This window comes from Streptomyces sp. SID14436, from assembly GCF_010548465.1.
GTDB lineage: Bacteria > Actinomycetota > Actinomycetes > Streptomycetales > Streptomycetaceae > Streptomyces.
The window spans coordinates 1-17,580 of sequence record NZ_JAAGMD010000209.1 but is presented as its reverse complement, the minus strand read 5'-3'; the positions used below and the strand labels follow the sequence as shown (position 1 = coordinate 17,580).

Sequence of the window (17,580 nt, the reverse complement as noted above, 5' to 3'; positions counted from 1 at the left end):
CGGCCACGGGCTGCCCCACCTGCTGGCGGCGGTCGAGCTGTTCGAGGGCCGTTCGGCGGCCGACGCCCTGCGCCGCCTGCTGGAGTCGGCCGACTCCCCGGCAGGCGCCCGGGAGAGACCGCCGGCTGCCCCCGCCACCCCGACGCGCCCCGCCGGGGCGGCCCGCGTCCCGGCTCCCGCTCTGCCGCTCGACCGGCTGGCGCCCCTCGCCGACGTGATGGGCACGTGGCCCGGTATGCAGGACGCGCCGGGACGGACGCACTTCGCCTCCGTCCTGGAACACCAGCTGGGCCGCCGGATCGACCTGCGGGGCGTCCGGCTGCGCGAGGACGTCGTGACCCTCCTGCGGGCCGCGGCGGGCGCCCCGGACGGCCTGCGTGAACTGGTGCGCGTGGCCGCCGTGTTCGAAGGGGCCGAGACGGCCACCGAGTTCGAGCAGCTGATCGACGACCTGCCCTGAACCCTCGTGCTGCGCCCGGGAACATCCGCCGGAGCCGGAGCCGGAGCCGGAGCCGGAGCCGGAGCCGGAGCCACAGCCACAGCCGCAGCCGTTTACAAGGGCCGCGCCCGGCGCTACCGTCCCCTCACGGGGTGTGGGAGCGCTCCCAGGCTGTGGTGTCTCGCAGCGCCGCGGCCGGCGGACCGGAACCCGCCGCCGGAGCGCTCCCGCTTGCCCACCCAGGGCCCGCCTCGCGTCTTTCGAAAAACACCTCCGAACAAACGAAAGGCGGGCCCGGACACGCCCGGACCCGCCCCCGCCCCCGCCGACGCCCACGCGTCCGGCGGATCAGCCCAGCAGTTCCACCTCCGTCAGCGCCGCCTCACCCGTGAGGACCAGCCGGTAGCGGTCGTACGCCCCGGGCTTCGCCACCGTGAAGGCGCGCGTCTGCCGGTCCCAGCGGAACGACTCGCCCGAACGCCGGTCCAGGTCAACCCACTCGGTGCCGTCCTTCGACCCCTGGAGCACCCAGCCGGTGGGCGCCTTCGTGTGGTCGCCGGAGGTCAGCGTGTACTGCACCGCCCGGGTCTTCCCGGTGACCGGCAGGTCGACCGCGGAGACCGTGGCGCCGGTCGCCGAGGTGTCGTCGAAGAGGGCACCGTCGCCCTTCAGGACGTCCTTGCGCGGCGAGGGCACCTTGTCGTCCTGGGTGATGGACACCGGAGCCGCGTCCTTGCCGGTGCCCCACGTCGAGGGCCGCGGGCCCATGTCGAACTCCAGCACCCCGCCCCGGGCGACGACCGAGTGCGGCAGGGAGGTGGAGTTCCACTTCTTGCCGTTGACCTTCAACCCCTGCACGTAGACGTTCCTGGCGCTGTTCTTCGGCGCCTTGACGACGAGGGTGCGGCCGTTCTCCAGGTGCACGGTCGCCTTCGTGAACAGCGGGGAGCCGATGGCGTACTCGCCGCTGCCCATGACGAGCGGGTAGAAGCCGAGCGAGGAGAAGAGGTACCAGGCCGACTGCTCCCCGTTGTCCTCGTCACCGTGGTAGCCCTGCCCGATCTCGCTGCCGGTGTAGAGGCGGGAGAGCACCTCGCGCACGTTCTTCTGCGTCTTCCAGGGCTGCCCGGCCGCGTCGTACATGTACAGCGCGTGGTGGGCGACCTGGTTGGAGTGCCCGTACATGCCCATCCGGACGTCCCGGGCCTCGGTCATCTCGTGGATGACGCCGCCGTAGGAGCCGACGAACTCGGGGGAGGCCGTCTCCGGGGTGGACAGGTACGTGTCCAGCTTCTCGGCGAGGCCCTTGCGCCCGCCGTAGAGGTTGGCCAGGCCGCGGCTGTCCTGCGGGGCGGTGAAGGCGTAGCCCCAGCCGTTGGTCTCGGTGTAGTCGTGGCCCCACACCCGCGGGTCGTACTTGGACGACTCGACGCGCCAGTCGCCCTTGAGGTTGCGGCCCTGGAAGAAGCCGGCCTCGGAGTCGAAGAGGTTGACGTAGTCACGGGCGCGGTTCAGGAAGTAGGCGGACTCCTCCTGGTACCGCTTCTCGCCCGTCTTCTTGAACAGGGCCTCGCCCATCTTCGCGATGCCGTAGTCGTTGAGGTAGCCCTCCAGCGCCCAGGACAGGCCCTCGTGGGTCTCGGTGCTGGTGTAGCCGAGGAAGGGCGAGGTGGCCATGCCCTTGCGGCCCACGCCGGACGACGGGGGCACCACGGTGGCGTTCTTCACCGCCGCGTCGTACGCCGCCTCCGCGTCGAAGCCGACGCCCTTGACGTAGGCGTCCGCGAACGCGACGTCGGAGGAGGTGCCGGTCATCAGGTCGGCGTACCCGGGGGAGGACCAGCGCGAGGTCCAGCCGCCGTCCTTGTAGTGCTGCACGAACCCGTCGACCAGTTCGCCCGCCTTCGACGGCGTCAGGAAGGAGTAGGCGGGCCAGGTGGTGCGGTAGGTGTCCCAGAAGCCGTTGTTGACGTACACCTTGCCGTCCACGATCTTCGCGCCGGTGTGCGTCGGGGTGTCCGGCTGCGTCATCTTCGAGAACGGGGAGGCGTACTTGAACGTCCCGTCGACCTTCTCGAAGCCGGAGTTCGGGTACAGGTACAGGCGGTACAGGTTGGAGTAGAGCGTGGTCAGCTGGTCCGGGGTGGCGCCCTCGACCTCGACCTTGCCGAGGAGACGGTCCCACTGGCGCTGCGCGCTCTTCTTGACGGCGTCGAAGGAGCGGTTCGCGGGGATCTCCTGGCGCAGGTTGTCCTTCGCCTGGTCGACGCCGATCAGCGAGGTGGCCAGGCGCAGGGTGACGGTGCGGTCCTTGCCCGCGTCGAACCGCAGGTGGCCCTTGACGCCCTCGGCCCCGCCGTCCGTCACCGGCTTGTCGAACTCGCCGTACACGAACAGCCGGGTGGCGCCCGTGGACAGTCCCGACTTCACATCGGAGTAGCCGGTGAAGGTGCCGTTCTCCTTGTCGAGGGTCAGCCCGGCCTGGTCGGTGACGTTGTCGAACAGCACGCTCGCGTCGTCGCCGGGGAAGGTGAAGCGCATCGACGCCGCGTGGTCGGTCGGGGCCATTTCGGCCTTCAGGCCGTTCTCGAACCGCACCCCGTAGTAGTACGGCCGGGCCGTCTCGTTCTCGTGCCGGAAGGCCAGCTCGCGTGCCTCACGCCCGAGGTCCGGGTCGCCGGAGGCGGCGGACGGCATCACCTGGAAGGTCTGCCGGTCGCCCATCCAGGGGCTCGGCTCGTGGCTGGCGCTGAACGCCTGGATCGTCGGCAGGTTGTCCGCGTTGTTGCCGCGCGCGTAGTCGTACAGCCAGCTCAGCGAACCGGCGTTGGTGACCGGGGTCCAGAAGTTGAAGCCGTGCGGCACGGCGGTCGCGGGGAAGTTGTTGCCGCGGGAGAAGCCGCCGCTGGAGTGGGTGCCGCGGGTGGTCACCGCGTAGTCCGACAGGTGCGCCTTGGCCCGCTCGGGCGGGGCCTGGTCGAGCGTGACGTCGTCCAGCCAGCCCCGGAACTTCGCCGGGCCCTTGGGCGAGTCGTAGGCCACCAGGATCCGGTCGACGGTCTTGCCGCGGGCCACCGAGCCGATCCGGGAGACCACGTTGTTCCACTGGTTGACGTACAGGATCTTCGCGTCGCCCTGCCCGCGCGGGGTGAGCGGGAAGCCGTGCTGGTCGGTGGCGCGCAGGTCGCTCAGGTAGGTGCCGTCGGTGAAGGCCAGGTCGACGGAGACGTGGGTGGCGTCGTAGTCGAGGTCGCCGTCCGCCATGGAGGGGAAGACGCGGTACGACAGCCGGGTGTCGCGGCCGACGGCGACGTTGACGTCGAAGACCTTGTTGTACGAGTACGCGCGGCCGTCGGCGGTGTGCCGTCCGGCGTAACGCAGCGCGCGCTTTCCGGTGAATCCGGCGCCCGCCTTCGCGGTGGGGGAGCCGCTGGGCCCGCGGTCGACCAGGGAGAGCATGTCCTCGGGCACGGGCGTCTCGCTGTCCCCGGTGGAGAACTGCACGTCGGCCAGCTGGAGGATGCCGCCGCTGCCGTTCTTCGTGAACTCGATGCGGAAGTGCCGGTACTCGGTGACGGCGGACGCGTCGAGGTCGTAGATCTTCGTCTGGAACCGCTCGGCGAACGACTCGCCCGAACGGGTGTCGAGGGTGGTCCACTCCTTGCCGTCGGCGGACCCCTTGAGGGTCCAGTCCCGCGGGTCGCGTTCGGCGTGGTCGTTGGCGGAGGTGAGGGCGTAGCGGAGCACCTTCACCGGCTCGGCGAGGTCGAACTCGGCCCAGCCGGTGGACTCGAACGTCAGCCACTTGGTGGTCGGTTCGCCGTCGACGAGGTTCTCCTTCACCTCCCCGCCGCCGGTGTTCTCCGCGCTGGCGCGGACGCCGGTGACCCGGTCGGTGACGTTGCCCGGTATGCCGCTGCTGTACCCGCCGTCGACGCCCTTGGCGCGCTTGCCGCCGCCCGGTGCCGTCTCGACGGTGTTCAACCAGTCCGGGGCGGGGTCCCCGGACTCGAACGACGAGGTGAACTCCCGGTCCGCCTTCGCCGGCGCGCCCGGCAGGGCCACCGCGACACCCTGCGAGCCCGCTGCCAAGGCGAGGGCGGTCGCCGCGACGACCGCCCTTCCCCATCTGTGCCGAACTCCGTGCTGCATGCGCGAGCACCCTCCCTGCGCTTGGACAACGTTGTCAATCTCGTGGCGCAAGGACCAGTAGTGGGTCAAGTGGCCGCAGGTGTCAAGGGTGTTGAATGCGGCATTCGAGTTCAACGGCGCGGATTTCTCCATCGGGAGGGCGTGCCGGGTGCCGGAATTCCCGCGAGGTCTCAACTCGGAAAAGACCGATGGGGAACCTTGCATTCGATCTTGCTCCGTTGGCGGGAAGTGGACTATACCTGTCGGCACTCCGGGGAAGTCTCACCGCACCCGACCAGTACCAGCCGCACTTCCTGCACGACCCAGCTTGACCCGAACGCGGTGCCGGGAAGATTCCGGTTCACCGCCTGAGTCCTGGAGAAGGCGAGGACTTGAGCATGGGATCCACCACCGGCGTAGGCCATCGCGATCTGTTCAGGCGGAGTGCGACCGCCGCTCCGGCCCCGGCGACCGTTGTGCCGGCATCGCTCAGCTGATCACCGGCGCCGCACCGCGGCTCCGAGACGACGGCGAGAACGCCCCACGTGCGGCCGGCGCAGGACCCGTCCGGCCGCAGCGGGCGCACACGCAGCACACCCGTACAGAGCTCATCGATCAGTGAGGATGCAGAGATGACCATTCGTGCCGGCTCTCTTGACAGGCGGACGCTCCTGCGCGGGGCCATCGCCACCGCGGCGGTGGGCTCGTTCGCGGTAGCGTGCAGCTCTCCCTCCAGCAAGGACAGCGGCGGTGACAGCGGCCCGAAGGGCGAGAAGAGCGCCACGAACCCGTTCGGCGTCGCTGCGAACTCCACGGTCGAGGCGGCCATCTTCGACGGCGGCTACGGCACCGACTACGTCGACTACACCAACCAGGTGCTCGGCAGCCAGGTCAAGGGCCTCAAGGTCAAGGTCGACCCGGTCGTCGACATCGCCCCCCAGCTCCAGCCCCGCTTCGTCGGCGGCAACCCGCCGGACCTCATCGACAACTCCGGTGAGGACCAGATCGGCTTCCTGGGCATCCTCGACCAGTTGGAGGAACTCGACGACCTCTTCGAGGCCAACACCTACGAGGGCAAGAAGATCGCCGACATCGTCTACCCCGGCGTCAAGGCCCCCGGCACGTTCAGGGACAAGTTCGTCGCGCTCAACTACGTGATGACCGTGTACGGCGTCTGGTACTCGAAGACGCTCTTCGAGGAGAACGGCTGGACCCCGCCGAAGACCTGGGACGAGGCGCTCGACCTCGGCCAGGAGGCGAAGAAGAAGGGCAAGTACCTCTTCGTCCACGGCAAGGAGGCGGCGACCTACTACCGCACGCTCCTGATCGACTCGGCGATCAAGGAGGGCGGCGACGAGGTCCGGCTCGCTCTGGAGAACCTGGAGAAGGGCTGCTGGTCGCACCCGGCCGTCCAGGGCGTCATCAAGGTCATGGAGACCATGGTCAGGCAGAAGATGTTCGTCCCCGGCGGCTCCGGCACCCAGTTCCAGAAGGCGCAGGCGCTCTGGAGCAACGACCAGAAGGCGCTGCTGTACCCGTCCGGTGGCTGGATCGAGAACGAGATGAAGAAGGCCACGAAGGCCGACTTCCAGATGACCGGCTTCCCGTCGATGACGCTCACCGACAAGCCGGCGCTGCCCCACGAGTCGCTCCGCGCGGCAGCCGGCGAGCCGTTCATCGTGCCCAAGCAGGGCAAGAACCCGGCCGGCGGCAAGGAAGTGCTGCGGGCGATGCTGTCGGAGAAGGCGGCCGCCAACTTCTCGAAGTCGAAGCTGGCCCCGACGATCGTCAAGGGCACCGTGCCCGCCGACGGCTACGGATCGACGGCCCTCGTCTCGCAGACGACGATGCTGGAGGCCGCGGGCACCAACATCTTCAACTACATGTTCGTCGAGACCTACGGGCTGAACACCGACCAGCTGGTGCCGTGGAACTCGTTCCTCGCCGGTGACCTCGACGGCAAGGGGCTGACCTCGGCCCTGCAGAAGATCTCCGACAAGGTCCGCGAGGACGACTCCGTCGACAAGGTCAAGGTCAGCTAGCACCGCGATGAAGGACACGATCCCCACTGCCGAGACCGCGAGCCGCCGGCCCGAGCCGGCCGCTCGCGGCGGGCGGCCACGGCGCCGCAAGCTCACGTTCGACCGGGTGACGTTCTTCCTCGCGTTCCTCGGTGTCCCGCTGGCCATCTTCGTGATCTTCGTCCTGATCCCGTTCGGCCAGGCGATCTTCTGGGCGATGACCGACTGGCGCGGCTTCAGCCCGGACTACAACTTCGTCGGCTTCGACAACTTCACGAAGATGTTCCAGGACGACATCTTCCTGAAGGCGTTGCGCAACGTCGCACTCCTCGCGGTCTTCGTGCCGCTGGTGACGCTGACGCTCGCCCTCGGGGTCGCCGTGGCCATCACCCTGGGCGGGCCGGGCAAGGGCCCCGTCCGGGGGATCCGGGGAGCGTCGTTCTACCGGATCATCTCGTTCTTCCCCTACGTCGTACCGGCGATCATCGTCGGTCTGATCTGGGCGCAGATGTACGACCCGAACGCCGGGCTGCTCAACGGCGTCCTCACGGGCCTCGGTCTCGACCGGTTCGAGACGTTCGCGTGGCTGGGTGAGAAGGCGACGGCGATGCCGGCCCTGATGTTCGTCATCATCTGGGGGCTCGTCGGATTCTACGCGGTCCTCTTCATCGCCGCGATCAAGGGCGTCCCCGCCGAGCTGTACGAGGCGGCGAGGATCGACGGAGCCGGGCGGCTGCGCACCACGATCTCCATCACCCTGCCGGCGATCCGGGACAGCGTGCAGACGGCGTACATCTACCTGGGCATCGCCGCCCTCGACGCGTTCGTCTACGTCCAGGCGATGGTGCCGAACGGCGGCCCGGACAACTCGACCCTGACGATCAGCCAGCGTCTGTTCAACGTCGCTTTCGCCAAGCAGCAGTTCGGCTACGCCACCGCGATGGGCGTCGTCCTCGCCGTCGTCACCCTGGTGTTCGCGGCGCTGGTGTTCCTCGTCAACCGCCTCACGGGCGGCGGCGAGGGCGAGAGCAGGAGGAAAGCACCTGGGTCCAGAGCTCGGCGTGCCGCAGCCAAGGGAGGTGCCGGGTGAGCGTCATCGCCGCCGAAAAGCCGGCCAGTGACCGTGAACCGGCGAGAGACCGGAAGCTGACGCGCGTCGCCGTGAGCAGCGACCGCAGATTCGCGGCGATCTCGCACGCCCTGCTGATCCTGTGGTCCGTGATCGTGATCGTGCCCATGCTGTGGGTGCTGATGTCGTCGTTCAAGTCGACCGGCGAGATCCTTTCGTCGCCGTTCTCGCTGCCGGATCACTGGCGGATCGAGAACTACGCGAACGCGTGGACCGACGCGAACATCGGAAGGTATTTCCTGAATTCCGTGATCGTCGTGGTCTCGGCACTGATCCTGGTGATGCTGCTCGGCGCGATGTGCGCCTACATTCTCGCCCGGTTCGAATTCCCCGGCCGTCGGCTGATCTACTACGTCATGCTCGCCGGGCTGACGTTCCCGGTCTTCCTGGCGATCGTTCCGCTCTTCTTCCAGTTGCAGAACTTCGGCCTGCTGAACACGCGTTTCGGGCTGATCCTCACCTACGTCGCGTTCGCGCTGCCGTTCACGATGTTCTTCCTCTATTCGTTCTTCCGGTCACTGCCGCACGACGTGTACGAGGCCGCGCTGATCGACGGTGCCGGGGACTGGCGGGCGTTCTTCCAGGTGATGCTGCCGATGGCCAGTCCGGGCATGGCGGCAGTGGCGATCTTCAACTTCCTGGGCCTGTGGAACCAGTTCCTGCTGCCGGTGGCGCTCAACACCGACCAGGACATGTGGGTCCTCACCCAGGGCATGGCCGCCTACGCGTCCTCGCAGGTCTACGACATCGACTACGGCGCGCTGTTCGCGGCGATCGTGATCACGGTGGTGCCCGTACTGATCGTGTACTGCGTCTTCCAGCGGCGGATCGCCGGTTCGGTGTCGCAGGGCACCTTCCGCTGACGCCCACCGCCGCTCCACCCGTCGTACGCAGGGGTCCGGCCCCGGGGAGACAGCTCTCCGGGGCCGGACCCCTGCGGCGTACGTGTGTGTGTTCCTGCCCCCGGAAACAGTTCAACCTCTTGACGTGAGGCGACCCGAACAGCTCAGCTTAGAGTTCACTAGTTGGATGGACGGGGCCTCGTCGAAGCGGCCCCGCGCGCAGGAGGTCGTCGTGGAGACTCCGGGGTCGCAGTCGTCGCTGCACCGAGCCAACCTGGAGCGGGTCGTCCGAGCAGTACGTCTTGCGGGTTCCCTCACGCAGGCGGAGATCGCCAGAACGACGGGTCTGTCCGCGGCGACGGTGTCCAACATCGTCCGGGAACTGAAGGACGCCGGAACGGTCGAGGTCACCCCCACCTCGGCGGGCGGACGCCGGGCCCGCAGCGTCTCGCTCAGCGAGGACGCCGGCATCGTCATAGGGGTGGATTTCGGGCACACGCACCTCCGTGTCGCCGTGGGCAACCTCGCCCACCAGGTGCTGGACGAGCAGTCCGAGCCGCTGGACGTGGACGCCTCCGCGACCCAGGGCTTCGACCGGGCGGAACGGCTGGTCAACCGGCTGATCGAAAGCACCGGCGTGGACCCTTCCAAGATCGCCGGCGTCGGTCTCGGCGTGCCCGGACCGATCGACGTGGAGTCCGGCAGCCTGGGGTCGACCTCGATCCTGCCCGGCTGGACGGGAGCGAAGCCGGCCGAGGAGATGCGGGGGCGCCTCGGCGTGCCGGTGCAGGTGGACAACGACGCCAACCTCGGCGCCCTCGGCGAGATGGTCTGGGGCAGCGGCCGGGGCGTGCGCGACCTGGCGTACATCAAGGTCGCCAGCGGTGTCGGCGCGGGGCTCGTGATCAGCGGGCAGATCTATCGCGGGCCCGGCGGAACCGCCGGGGAAATCGGACATATTACACTCGACGAGTCCGGTCCCGTCTGCCGCTGCGGCAACCGGGGCTGCCTGGAGACCTTCACGGCCGCCCGCTACGTGCTGCCGCTGCTCCAGTCCAGTCACGGCACCGATCTGACCATGGCGGGCGTCGTACGGCTGGCACGGGACGGCGACCCGGGCTGCCGTCGGGTGATCGCCGACGTCGGCCGCCACATCGGCAGTGGAGTGGCCAACCTCTGCAACCTGCTGAACCCGAGCAGGGTGGTCCTGGGCGGTGATCTCGCCGAGGCCGGGGAGCTGGTGCTCGGGCCGATCAGGGAGTCCGTCGGGCGCTACGCGATCCCCAGCGCGGCGCGTCAACTCACCGTTCTCCCGGGGGCCCTCGGGGGCCGCGCGGAAGTGCTCGGGGCACTCGCCCTCGCACTGAGTGAGATGGGTGACTCGTCCCTTTTGGACGGCACCGCTGCAGGGCGCACCCCTGCCTTCACTTAGAGAACGGATGACACCGTTGCCATCTCGTTAAGGATTTACTCCTTGACGTCGCACGTGTGGCCGAGTTGACTTCCAGCCACCTCGGCCGCAGCGACGCGGCCTCGTCAGGGAGGTTTTTGAAAGTGAACACGCGTATGCGTCGAGCCGCTGTTGCCATCGCCGCCGGTGCGATGGCCGTCTCGCTGGCCGCCTGCGGCAGTGCCGCGGAGTCGGGCGACAAGAAGGACGACGGCGGCAGCGCCGCCGCCAAGGGTGATGACATCAAGGTCGGTCTGCTCCTCCCGGAGAACCAGACCGCGCGCTACGAGAAGTTCGACAAGCCCCTGATCGAGAAGAAGATCAAGGAGCTCACGAACAACAAGGCCGAGGTCGTCTACGCCAACGCCAAGCAGGACGCCAGCCTGCAGAACCAGCAGGTCGACACGATGATCACCAACAAGGTGGACGTCCTCATCGTGGACGCGGTGGACGCCAAGGCGATCGCCGGCTCGGTGAAGAAGGCCAAGGACGCCGACATCCCGGTCGTCGCCTACGACCGCCTGGCCGAGGGCCCGATCGACGCCTACACCTCGTTCGACAACGTGACCGTCGGCAAGACGCAGGGCGAGGCCCTGCTGAAGGCGCTGGGCGACAAGGCCAAGGACGGCCAGATCGTCATGATGAACGGTTCCTCCACGGACCCGAACGCCGCCCAGTTCAAGGAAGGCGCCCACTCCGTCCTCGACGGCAAGGTCAAGATCGGCCGCGAGTACGACACCAAGGAGTGGAAGCCGGAGAACGCCAACGCCAACATGGAGGGCGCCATCTCCGCCCTCGGCAAGGACAAGATCGTCGGCGTCTACTCCGCCAACGACGGCATGGCGGGCGGCATCATCACCGCCCTGAAGTCCGCCGGCATCGCCGACATCCCGGTCACCGGCCAGGACGCCGAGCTCGCGGGTGTGCAGCGCATCGTCACGGGCGAGCAGTACATGAGCGTCTACAAGCCGTACGCCCCGGAGGCCGACGCCGCCGCCGAGATGGCCGTCGCGCTCGCCCAGGGCAAGTCGCTCGACTCCATCGCCAAGGACAAGGTCGACAGCCCGACCACCAAGGGTGTTCCCGCCGTGCTCGTCCCGGTCGTGTCGCTGACCCAGGACAACATCAACGACACGGTCGTCAAGGACGGCGTCTACACCGTCCAGGAGATCTGCGCCGGCAAGTACAAGGCCGCCTGCGACAAGATCGGCCTCAAGTAAGCAGTCCCCAGGTCCTGACGTACGGGAGCCCCGACCGGGCTCCCGTACCGGACCGGCTGCCATGAGCTCCGTCGGCGCCCCGCAGACAAACAGCCCCGCAAGCTACGCGGGGCGCCGACGGAACACCCCCCAATCTGCTGCACAACCTCCCGCCGGGTCAGGCGGCGAAGGAGATGGTTCTTGTGTCCGCTACGCCCGTGCTGGCGTTGCGCGGGGTCTCCAAGCGGTTCGGTGCCGTCCAGGCGCTCACCGACGTAGAGCTTGAGGTCCACGCCGGTGAGGTGGTCGCCCTGGTCGGCGACAACGGTGCCGGAAAGTCCACGCTGGTCAAGACGATCGCCGGCGTGCACCCCATCGATGAAGGCGTCATCGAGTGGGAAGGCCGCCCGGTCTCGATCGGCCGGCCGCACGACGCCCAGAGCCTGGGCATCGCGACGGTCTACCAGGACCTCGCGCTGTGCGACAACATCGACGTCGTCGGCAACCTCTACCTGGGCCGGGAGCTGCGCAAGCGCGGCGTCCTGGACGAGGTGGAGATGGAGCGCCGCTCGCGCGAGCTGCTCGACACCCTGTCGATCCGCATCCCCAGCGTCCGCATTCCGATCGCCTCGCTCTCCGGCGGTCAGCGCCAGGTCGTGGCGATCGCCCGTTCCATGCTCGGCGAGCCCAAGCTGGTCATCCTCGACGAGCCCACCGCCGCCCTCGGCGTCGAGCAGACCGCGCAGGTCCTCGACCTGGTCGAGCGGCTGCGCGAGCGCGGCCACGCGGTCATCCTCATCAGCCACAACATGGCCGACGTCAAGGCCGTGGCGGACAAGGTCGCGGTCCTGCGCCTCGGACGCAACAACGGCGTCTTCGAGGTCAAGTCGACCTCCCAGGAAGAGATCATCTCCGCCATCACGGGCGCCACGGACAACGCCGTGACCCGTCGTGCGGCGCGCACCAATGGGGAGATCAAGAAGTGAGCACCGACAAGACCTCCACCGCCAAGACCGACACCGTCGAGAACACCGAGGCGGCCGCCGCCGCGGTGACCGTGGTCGACCCCCGGCTGCTGGTGCGCGAGCAGGGCCTCGCGGGCTACCTCAGCGAGTTCAAGCGCAAGATGAAGGCCGGTGACCTCGGGTCCATTCCGGTCGTCGTCGGCCTGCTGGTCATCTGGGCCATCTTCACCGGCCTGAACAGCAACTTCCTCACCGCCGGCAACTTCTCCGACATGTCGGTCGCCATGGTCGGCACCGGCATGATCGCCGTCGGCATCGTGTTCGTCCTGCTGCTCGGCGAGATCGACCTGTCGGTCGGCTCGGTCAGCGGTGTCGCGGGCGCCACCTTCGCGGTGCTCAGCGTCACCCACGGGATGAACGAGATCCTGGCGCTCGTGCTGGCGATCCTCACCGGCACCGCGGCCGGCGCCATCCACGGCTTCTTCTTCGCCCGCATCGGCGTGCCCGCCTTCGCCGTGACCCTGGCCGGCCTGCTGTTCTGGCAGGGCTTCATGCTGCAGATCCTCGGCAGCAACGGCACGATCAACCTCGACTCCGACGGCCTGGTCGTCAAGCTGACCAGCTACTACTTCACCGACGTGGCCGCCGCCTACGGCCTGGCGATCGTGGTGACGGCCGGCTACTTCCTGCTGGCCTTCACCGACAACCGCCGCCGCGAGGCCGCCGGGGTGCCGTCCCGTCCGCTGAACGAGATCATCGTGCGGACCGCGCTGCTCGCGATCCTGGCCTTCGTCGTCGCGATCGTGTTCAACCAGTACAAGGGCCTCCCGCTGGCCGTCGTGATCTTCCTGGCCTTCCTGATGCTCACGGACTTCGTCCTGCGCCGCACCGCCTACGGCCGCAAGGTCTTCGCGCTCGGCGGCAGCGTCGAGGCCTCCCGGCGCGCCGGCATCAACGTGGAGCTGGTCCGGATCTCGGTGTTCGCGATCGCCGGTACCTTCGCCGCCATCGGCGGTCTCTTCGTCGCCTCGAAGATCGCCTCCGCCAACCAGGGCGCGGGCACCGGTGAGTTCCTGATGAACGTCATCGCCGCCGCCGTCATCGGCGGTACGTCCCTCTTCGGTGGCCGCGGCCGCACGTGGGACGCCCTGCTCGGTGTGATGGTCATCGTGTCCATCCAGTACGGCCTCGCCCTGGAGGGCATCGCCTCCCCGGTGCAGTACATGATCACCGGTGGCGTGCTGCTGGCGACCGTCGTCATCGACGCGATCACCCGCAAGACGCAGAAGACGGCCGGACGCGCCTAGCGTCCGCCCGTCCGCCCCGCCTGTTGCCCGGTGCCGCTCCGCGGTGCCGGGCAACAGGCGTGTCGTAGGACCCCCCGATCCTGGGTACAGCCGAACGCGTGACCCATCACGCACCGCCCGGAGTCCGCGGGCCCGCGCGGAACATTAGACTCGACGAGCCCGGCAACAGCTCGATCAGCTCTACTGCAAGGAGGCACGGGTGCCGCTGCTGACCCGTATCGGGGGACCGCGCGATCTGGACCGGCTCACCCAGGAGGAGCTGAACCAGCTGGCCGAGGAGATCCGGACCTTCCTGGTCGACGCGGTCTCCAAGACCGGCGGCCACCTCGGCCCCAACCTGGGCGTCGTGGAGCTCACCATCGCCCTCCACCGCGTCTTCGAATCGCCCCGGGACAAGGTCCTGTGGGACACCGGACACCAGTCGTACGTGCACAAGCTGCTGACCGGCCGGCAGGACTTCTCCAAGCTGAAGATGAAGGGCGGCCTGTCCGGCTACCCCTCGCAGGCCGAGTCCGAGCACGACGTCATCGAGAACAGCCACGCCTCCACGGTCCTCGGCTGGGCCGACGGCATCGCCAAGGCCAACCAGATCATGAAGCGCGACGACAGCCACGTCGTCGCCGTCATCGGCGACGGCGCGCTGACCGGCGGCATGGCCTGGGAGGCGCTGAACAACATCGCCGCCGCCAAGGACCGCCCCCTGGTCATCGTCGTCAACGACAACGAGCGCTCCTACGCGCCGACCATCGGCGGCCTCGCGGACCACCTGGCGACCCTGCGCACCACCGACGGCTACGAGCGCTTCCTGGCCCGCACCAAGGAGCTCCTGGAGCGCACCCCGGTCGTCGGCCAGGCCCTCTACGACACCCTGCACGGCGCCAAGAAGGGCCTGAAGGACTTCATCGCCCCGCAGGGCATGTTCGAGGACCTCGGCCTGAAGTACGTCGGCCCCATCGACGGCCACGACATCGAGGCCCTGGAGTCCGCCCTGGCCCGCGCCAAGCGCTTCGGCGGCCCGGTGATCGTGCACTGCCTCACCGAGAAGGGCCGGGGCTACCAGCCCGCCCTCGCCGACGAGGCCGACCGCTTCCACGCCGTCGGCAAGATCCACCCCGACACCGGCCTGCCCATCGCGGCCTCCGGCGCCGACTGGACCAGCGTCTTCGGCGAGGAGATGGTGAAGCTGGGCGAGGAGCGCGAGGACCTCGTCGCCATCACCGCCGCCATGCTCCAGCCGGTCGGCCTGGACAAGTTCGCCAAGCGCTTCCCCGACCGGGTCTACGACGTCGGCATCGCCGAGCAGCACGGCGCCGTGTCCGCGGCCGGCCTCGCGCACGCCGGGGTGCACCCGGTCTTCGCGGTGTACGCCACCTTCCTCAACCGCGCCTTCGACCAGGTCCTGATGGACGTGGCCCTGCACAAGTGCGGTGTCACCTTCGTCCTGGACCGGGCCGGCATCACCGGCACCGACGGCGCCTCCCACAACGGCATGTGGGACATGTCGATCCTCCAGGTCGTCCCCGGCCTGCGGCTGGCCGCCCCGCGCGACGCCGACCAGGTCCGCGCCCAGCTGAGGGAGGCCGTCGCGGTCGACGACGCGCCGACCGTGGTCCGCTTCTCCAAGGGCGCCGTCGGACCGGCCGTGCCCGCCGTGGGCCGGGTCGGCGGCATGGACGTGCTGCGCGAGCCGGGCACCGACACCCCGGACGTGCTCCTGGTGTCCGTGGGCGCGCTGGCCCCCATGTGCCTGGAGATCGCCTCGCTGCTCGACCGGCAGGGCATCTCCACCACCGTCGTCGACCCGCGCTGGGTCAAGCCGGTGGACGAGGCCATGGCACCGCTCGCCGAGAAGCACCGCGTGGTCGTCACCGTCGAGGACAACTCCCGCGTCGGCGGTGTCGGCTCGACCATCGCCCAGGCGCTGCGCGACGCCGGGGTGGACGTGCCGCTGCGCGACTTCGGCATCCCGCCGCGCTTCCTGGACCACGCCTCCCGCGCCGAGGTCATGGCCGAGGTCGGTCTGACCGCCCCGGACATCGCCCGCCAGGTCACCGGTCTGGTGGCCCGGCTGGACGGCAGGTACGAGCGCTCCGCCGTCGGCCCGGTCGAGGCGGCGCACGACTGACGGTCCCGGATCGCCGGCACGGGCCGCCCCCGCCACCCTGACGAGTGGCGGGGGCGGCCCGTCCGCGTGAAGATGCCCACGCCGGGGCATTCGAACCTACGCCCCCTCACGATCATGTCGAGGACGCCACGCGTGGGAGGTACCCGTGACCAGCCCTCTCTTCAGGACGAAGAACGTCGAGCAGTCCATCCGGGACACCGAGGAACCCGAGCATTCGCTCAGGAAGTCCCTCTCCGCGCTGGACCTGACCGTCTTCGGCGTCGGTGTCATCATCGGCACCGGCATCTTCGTCCTCACCGGTACGGTCGCCAAGAACAACGCCGGGCCCGCGGTGGCGCTGGCGTTCGTGGTGGCCGGTGTCGTCTGCGCGCTCGCCGCGCTCTGCTACGCGGAGTTCGCCTCCACGGTCCCGGTCGCGGGATCCGCGTACACGTTCTCGTACTCCTCCCTCGGTGAGCTGCCCGCCTGGATCATCGGCTGGGACCTGGTCCTGGAGTTCGCGCTCGGCACGGCGGTGGTGGCGGTCGGCTGGTCCGGCTACATCCACTCGCTGCTGGACAACGCGGGCTGGCAACTGCCCGCCGCGCTCGGCGCCCGGGACGGCGCCGAGGGCTTCGGCTTCGACATCCTCGCCGCGCTCCTGGTCCTGGTCCTCACCGGCATCCTCGTCCTCGGCATGAAGCTGTCCGCGCGGGTCACCTCGGTGGTCGTCGCCATCAAGGTGACCGTCGTCCTCGTGGTGATCGTGGCCGGCGCCTTCTTCATCACCGGCAGCAACTACAAGCCGTTCGTGCCGAAGGCGCAGCCCGTCGAGGCCGGCGAGAGTCTCGACTCGCCCCTGATCCAGCTCATGTTCGGCTGGGCGCCGTCCAACTTCGGCGTGATGGGCATCTTCACCGCGGCCTCGGTGGTCTTCTTCGCCTTCATCGGCTTCGACATCGTCGCCACGGCCGCCGAGGAGACCAGGAACCCCCAGCGGGACATGCCTCGCGGCATCCTCGGCTCGCTGTTCATCTGCACCGTGCTGTACGTCGGCGTGTCCATCGTCGTCACCGGAATGCAGCACTACAGCGAACTTTCCGTGGACGCCCCGCTCGCGGACGCCTTCAAGGCGACCGGACATCCCTGGTTCGCGGGCTTCATCAGCTTCGGCGCCGCGGTCGGCCTGACGACGGTCTGCATGATCCTGCTGCTGGGCCAGACCCGGGTGTTCTTCGCGATGAGCCGGGACGGTCTGCTGCCCCGGTTCTTCTCCCACGTCCACCCCCGGTTCCGCACCCCGCACCGGCCGACGATCCTGCTCGGCGTCCTCATCGCGATCCTCGCGGGCTTCACGCCCCTGACGGAACTAGCGGAGCTGGTGAACATCGGCACGCTGTTCGCCTTCGTGATCGTCGCGGTCAGCGTGGTCATCCTGCGCCGGACCCGGCCGGACCTGCACCGCGCCTTCCGCACCCCGTGGGTGCCGTTCCTGCCGATCCTGTCGGTCTGCGCCTCGCTGTGGCTGATGCTGAACCTGCCCACCGAGACCTGGCTGCGGTTCGGCATCTGGATGGCGATCGGCATCGTCGTGTACTTCGCCTACAGCCGCTCCCACAGCCGCCTCGGCCGGGGGGAGACGTCCATCCCGGACCGCACCGGCAAGCCCTCGGGGCCGGGCACGCCCTGACGCGGCCTCCGCGCCCGCACCGGGCCCGCGCAGCCGCGTACGCCCCCCTCTACGCCCTCCGTCGGCCTCCGCGCGGCCGACGGGGGCCGTACGCGTGTCCCCGTCGTACGCGTGTCCCGGGGGCCCGCCTACCCCCGTGCCGTCCGCGGTCCCGCGACCTCGGCCCCCAGGGCGGTGACGCGGGCGCGCAGCCCGCGGTCGGCGGTGATCACGAGGGTGGGACGGCCGGCCGCCCGCGACACCAGTTCGACCATGTGGTCGTCGCCGCTGCCGGGGGCCGACTCCACGCGGACGCCCGGCACC

At 69.2% G+C, this 17,580-nt stretch carries 10 protein-coding genes and 2 pseudogenes; 10 read left to right on the top strand and 2 right to left on the bottom strand.

What is annotated here, in order from left to right:
- A pseudogene (locus G3I53_RS07710) lies at positions 1 to 460 on the top strand (hypothetical protein); the annotation flags it as partial.
- Positions 461 to 787: 327 nt separating this feature from the next.
- Here the strand turns inward: G3I53_RS07710 and G3I53_RS07705 are convergent.
- The gene (locus tag G3I53_RS07705; RefSeq protein WP_164333596.1) at positions 788 to 4,591 is read right to left on the bottom strand and encodes a GH92 family glycosyl hydrolase; all 3,804 of its coding nucleotides are present in this window, start codon (positions 4,589 to 4,591) and stop codon (positions 788 to 790) included.
- A 677-nt stretch (positions 4,592 to 5,268) separates the two neighbouring features.
- Here G3I53_RS07705 and ngcE point away from each other — a divergent pair.
- From ngcE to G3I53_RS07660, 9 genes are all read left to right on the top strand, one after another.
- Complete coding sequence (ngcE, locus tag G3I53_RS07700; protein ID WP_164333599.1) at positions 5,269 to 6,612, top strand: N-acetylglucosamine/diacetylchitobiose ABC transporter substrate-binding protein; 1,344 nt, start codon at positions 5,269 to 5,271, stop codon at positions 6,610 to 6,612.
- A gap of 7 nt (positions 6,613 to 6,619) precedes the next feature.
- Positions 6,620 to 7,681, top strand: a complete 1,062-nt coding sequence (locus G3I53_RS07695; protein WP_164333595.1) for a sugar ABC transporter permease — start codon at positions 6,620 to 6,622, stop codon at positions 7,679 to 7,681.
- Complete coding sequence (locus G3I53_RS07690) at positions 7,678 to 8,583, top strand: carbohydrate ABC transporter permease (RefSeq protein ID WP_164333594.1); 906 nt, start codon at positions 7,678 to 7,680, stop codon at positions 8,581 to 8,583. Before G3I53_RS07695 ends, G3I53_RS07690 begins: the two co-directional genes overlap by 4 nt.
- A gap of 211 nt (positions 8,584 to 8,794) precedes the next feature.
- Positions 8,795 to 9,994 (top strand): ROK family transcriptional regulator, encoded by a 1,200-nt coding sequence (locus tag G3I53_RS07685; protein ID WP_164333598.1) that lies wholly within the window; start codon positions 8,795 to 8,797, stop codon positions 9,992 to 9,994.
- 134 nt (positions 9,995 to 10,128) lie between these two features.
- Positions 10,129 to 11,232, top strand: a complete 1,104-nt coding sequence (locus tag G3I53_RS07680) for a substrate-binding domain-containing protein (RefSeq protein WP_164333597.1) — start codon at positions 10,129 to 10,131, stop codon at positions 11,230 to 11,232.
- A gap of 173 nt (positions 11,233 to 11,405) precedes the next feature.
- Positions 11,406 to 12,197, top strand: a complete 792-nt coding sequence (locus G3I53_RS07675; protein ID WP_164333593.1) for an ATP-binding cassette domain-containing protein — start codon at positions 11,406 to 11,408, stop codon at positions 12,195 to 12,197.
- On the top strand, positions 12,194 to 13,483 hold the full coding sequence (locus G3I53_RS07670) for a sugar ABC transporter permease (RefSeq protein WP_164333592.1): 1,290 nt from the start codon (positions 12,194 to 12,196) through the stop codon (positions 13,481 to 13,483). Before G3I53_RS07675 ends, G3I53_RS07670 begins: the two co-directional genes overlap by 4 nt.
- 199 nt (positions 13,484 to 13,682) lie before the next feature.
- Positions 13,683 to 15,608 carry a 1-deoxy-D-xylulose-5-phosphate synthase gene (gene dxs, locus G3I53_RS07665; protein WP_164333591.1) on the top strand — a complete coding sequence of 642 codons (1,926 nt, stop codon included), beginning with the start codon at positions 13,683 to 13,685 and terminating at the stop codon, positions 15,606 to 15,608.
- Between the two features lie 145 nt (positions 15,609 to 15,753).
- On the top strand, positions 15,754 to 17,277 hold the full coding sequence (locus G3I53_RS07660) for an amino acid permease (RefSeq protein WP_164333590.1): 1,524 nt from the start codon (positions 15,754 to 15,756) through the stop codon (positions 17,275 to 17,277).
- Between the two features lie 128 nt (positions 17,278 to 17,405).
- On the opposite strand, the pseudogene G3I53_RS33685 reads toward G3I53_RS07660, so the two are convergent.
- A pseudogene (locus G3I53_RS33685) lies at positions 17,406 to 17,580 on the bottom strand (NTP pyrophosphohydrolase); the annotation flags it as partial.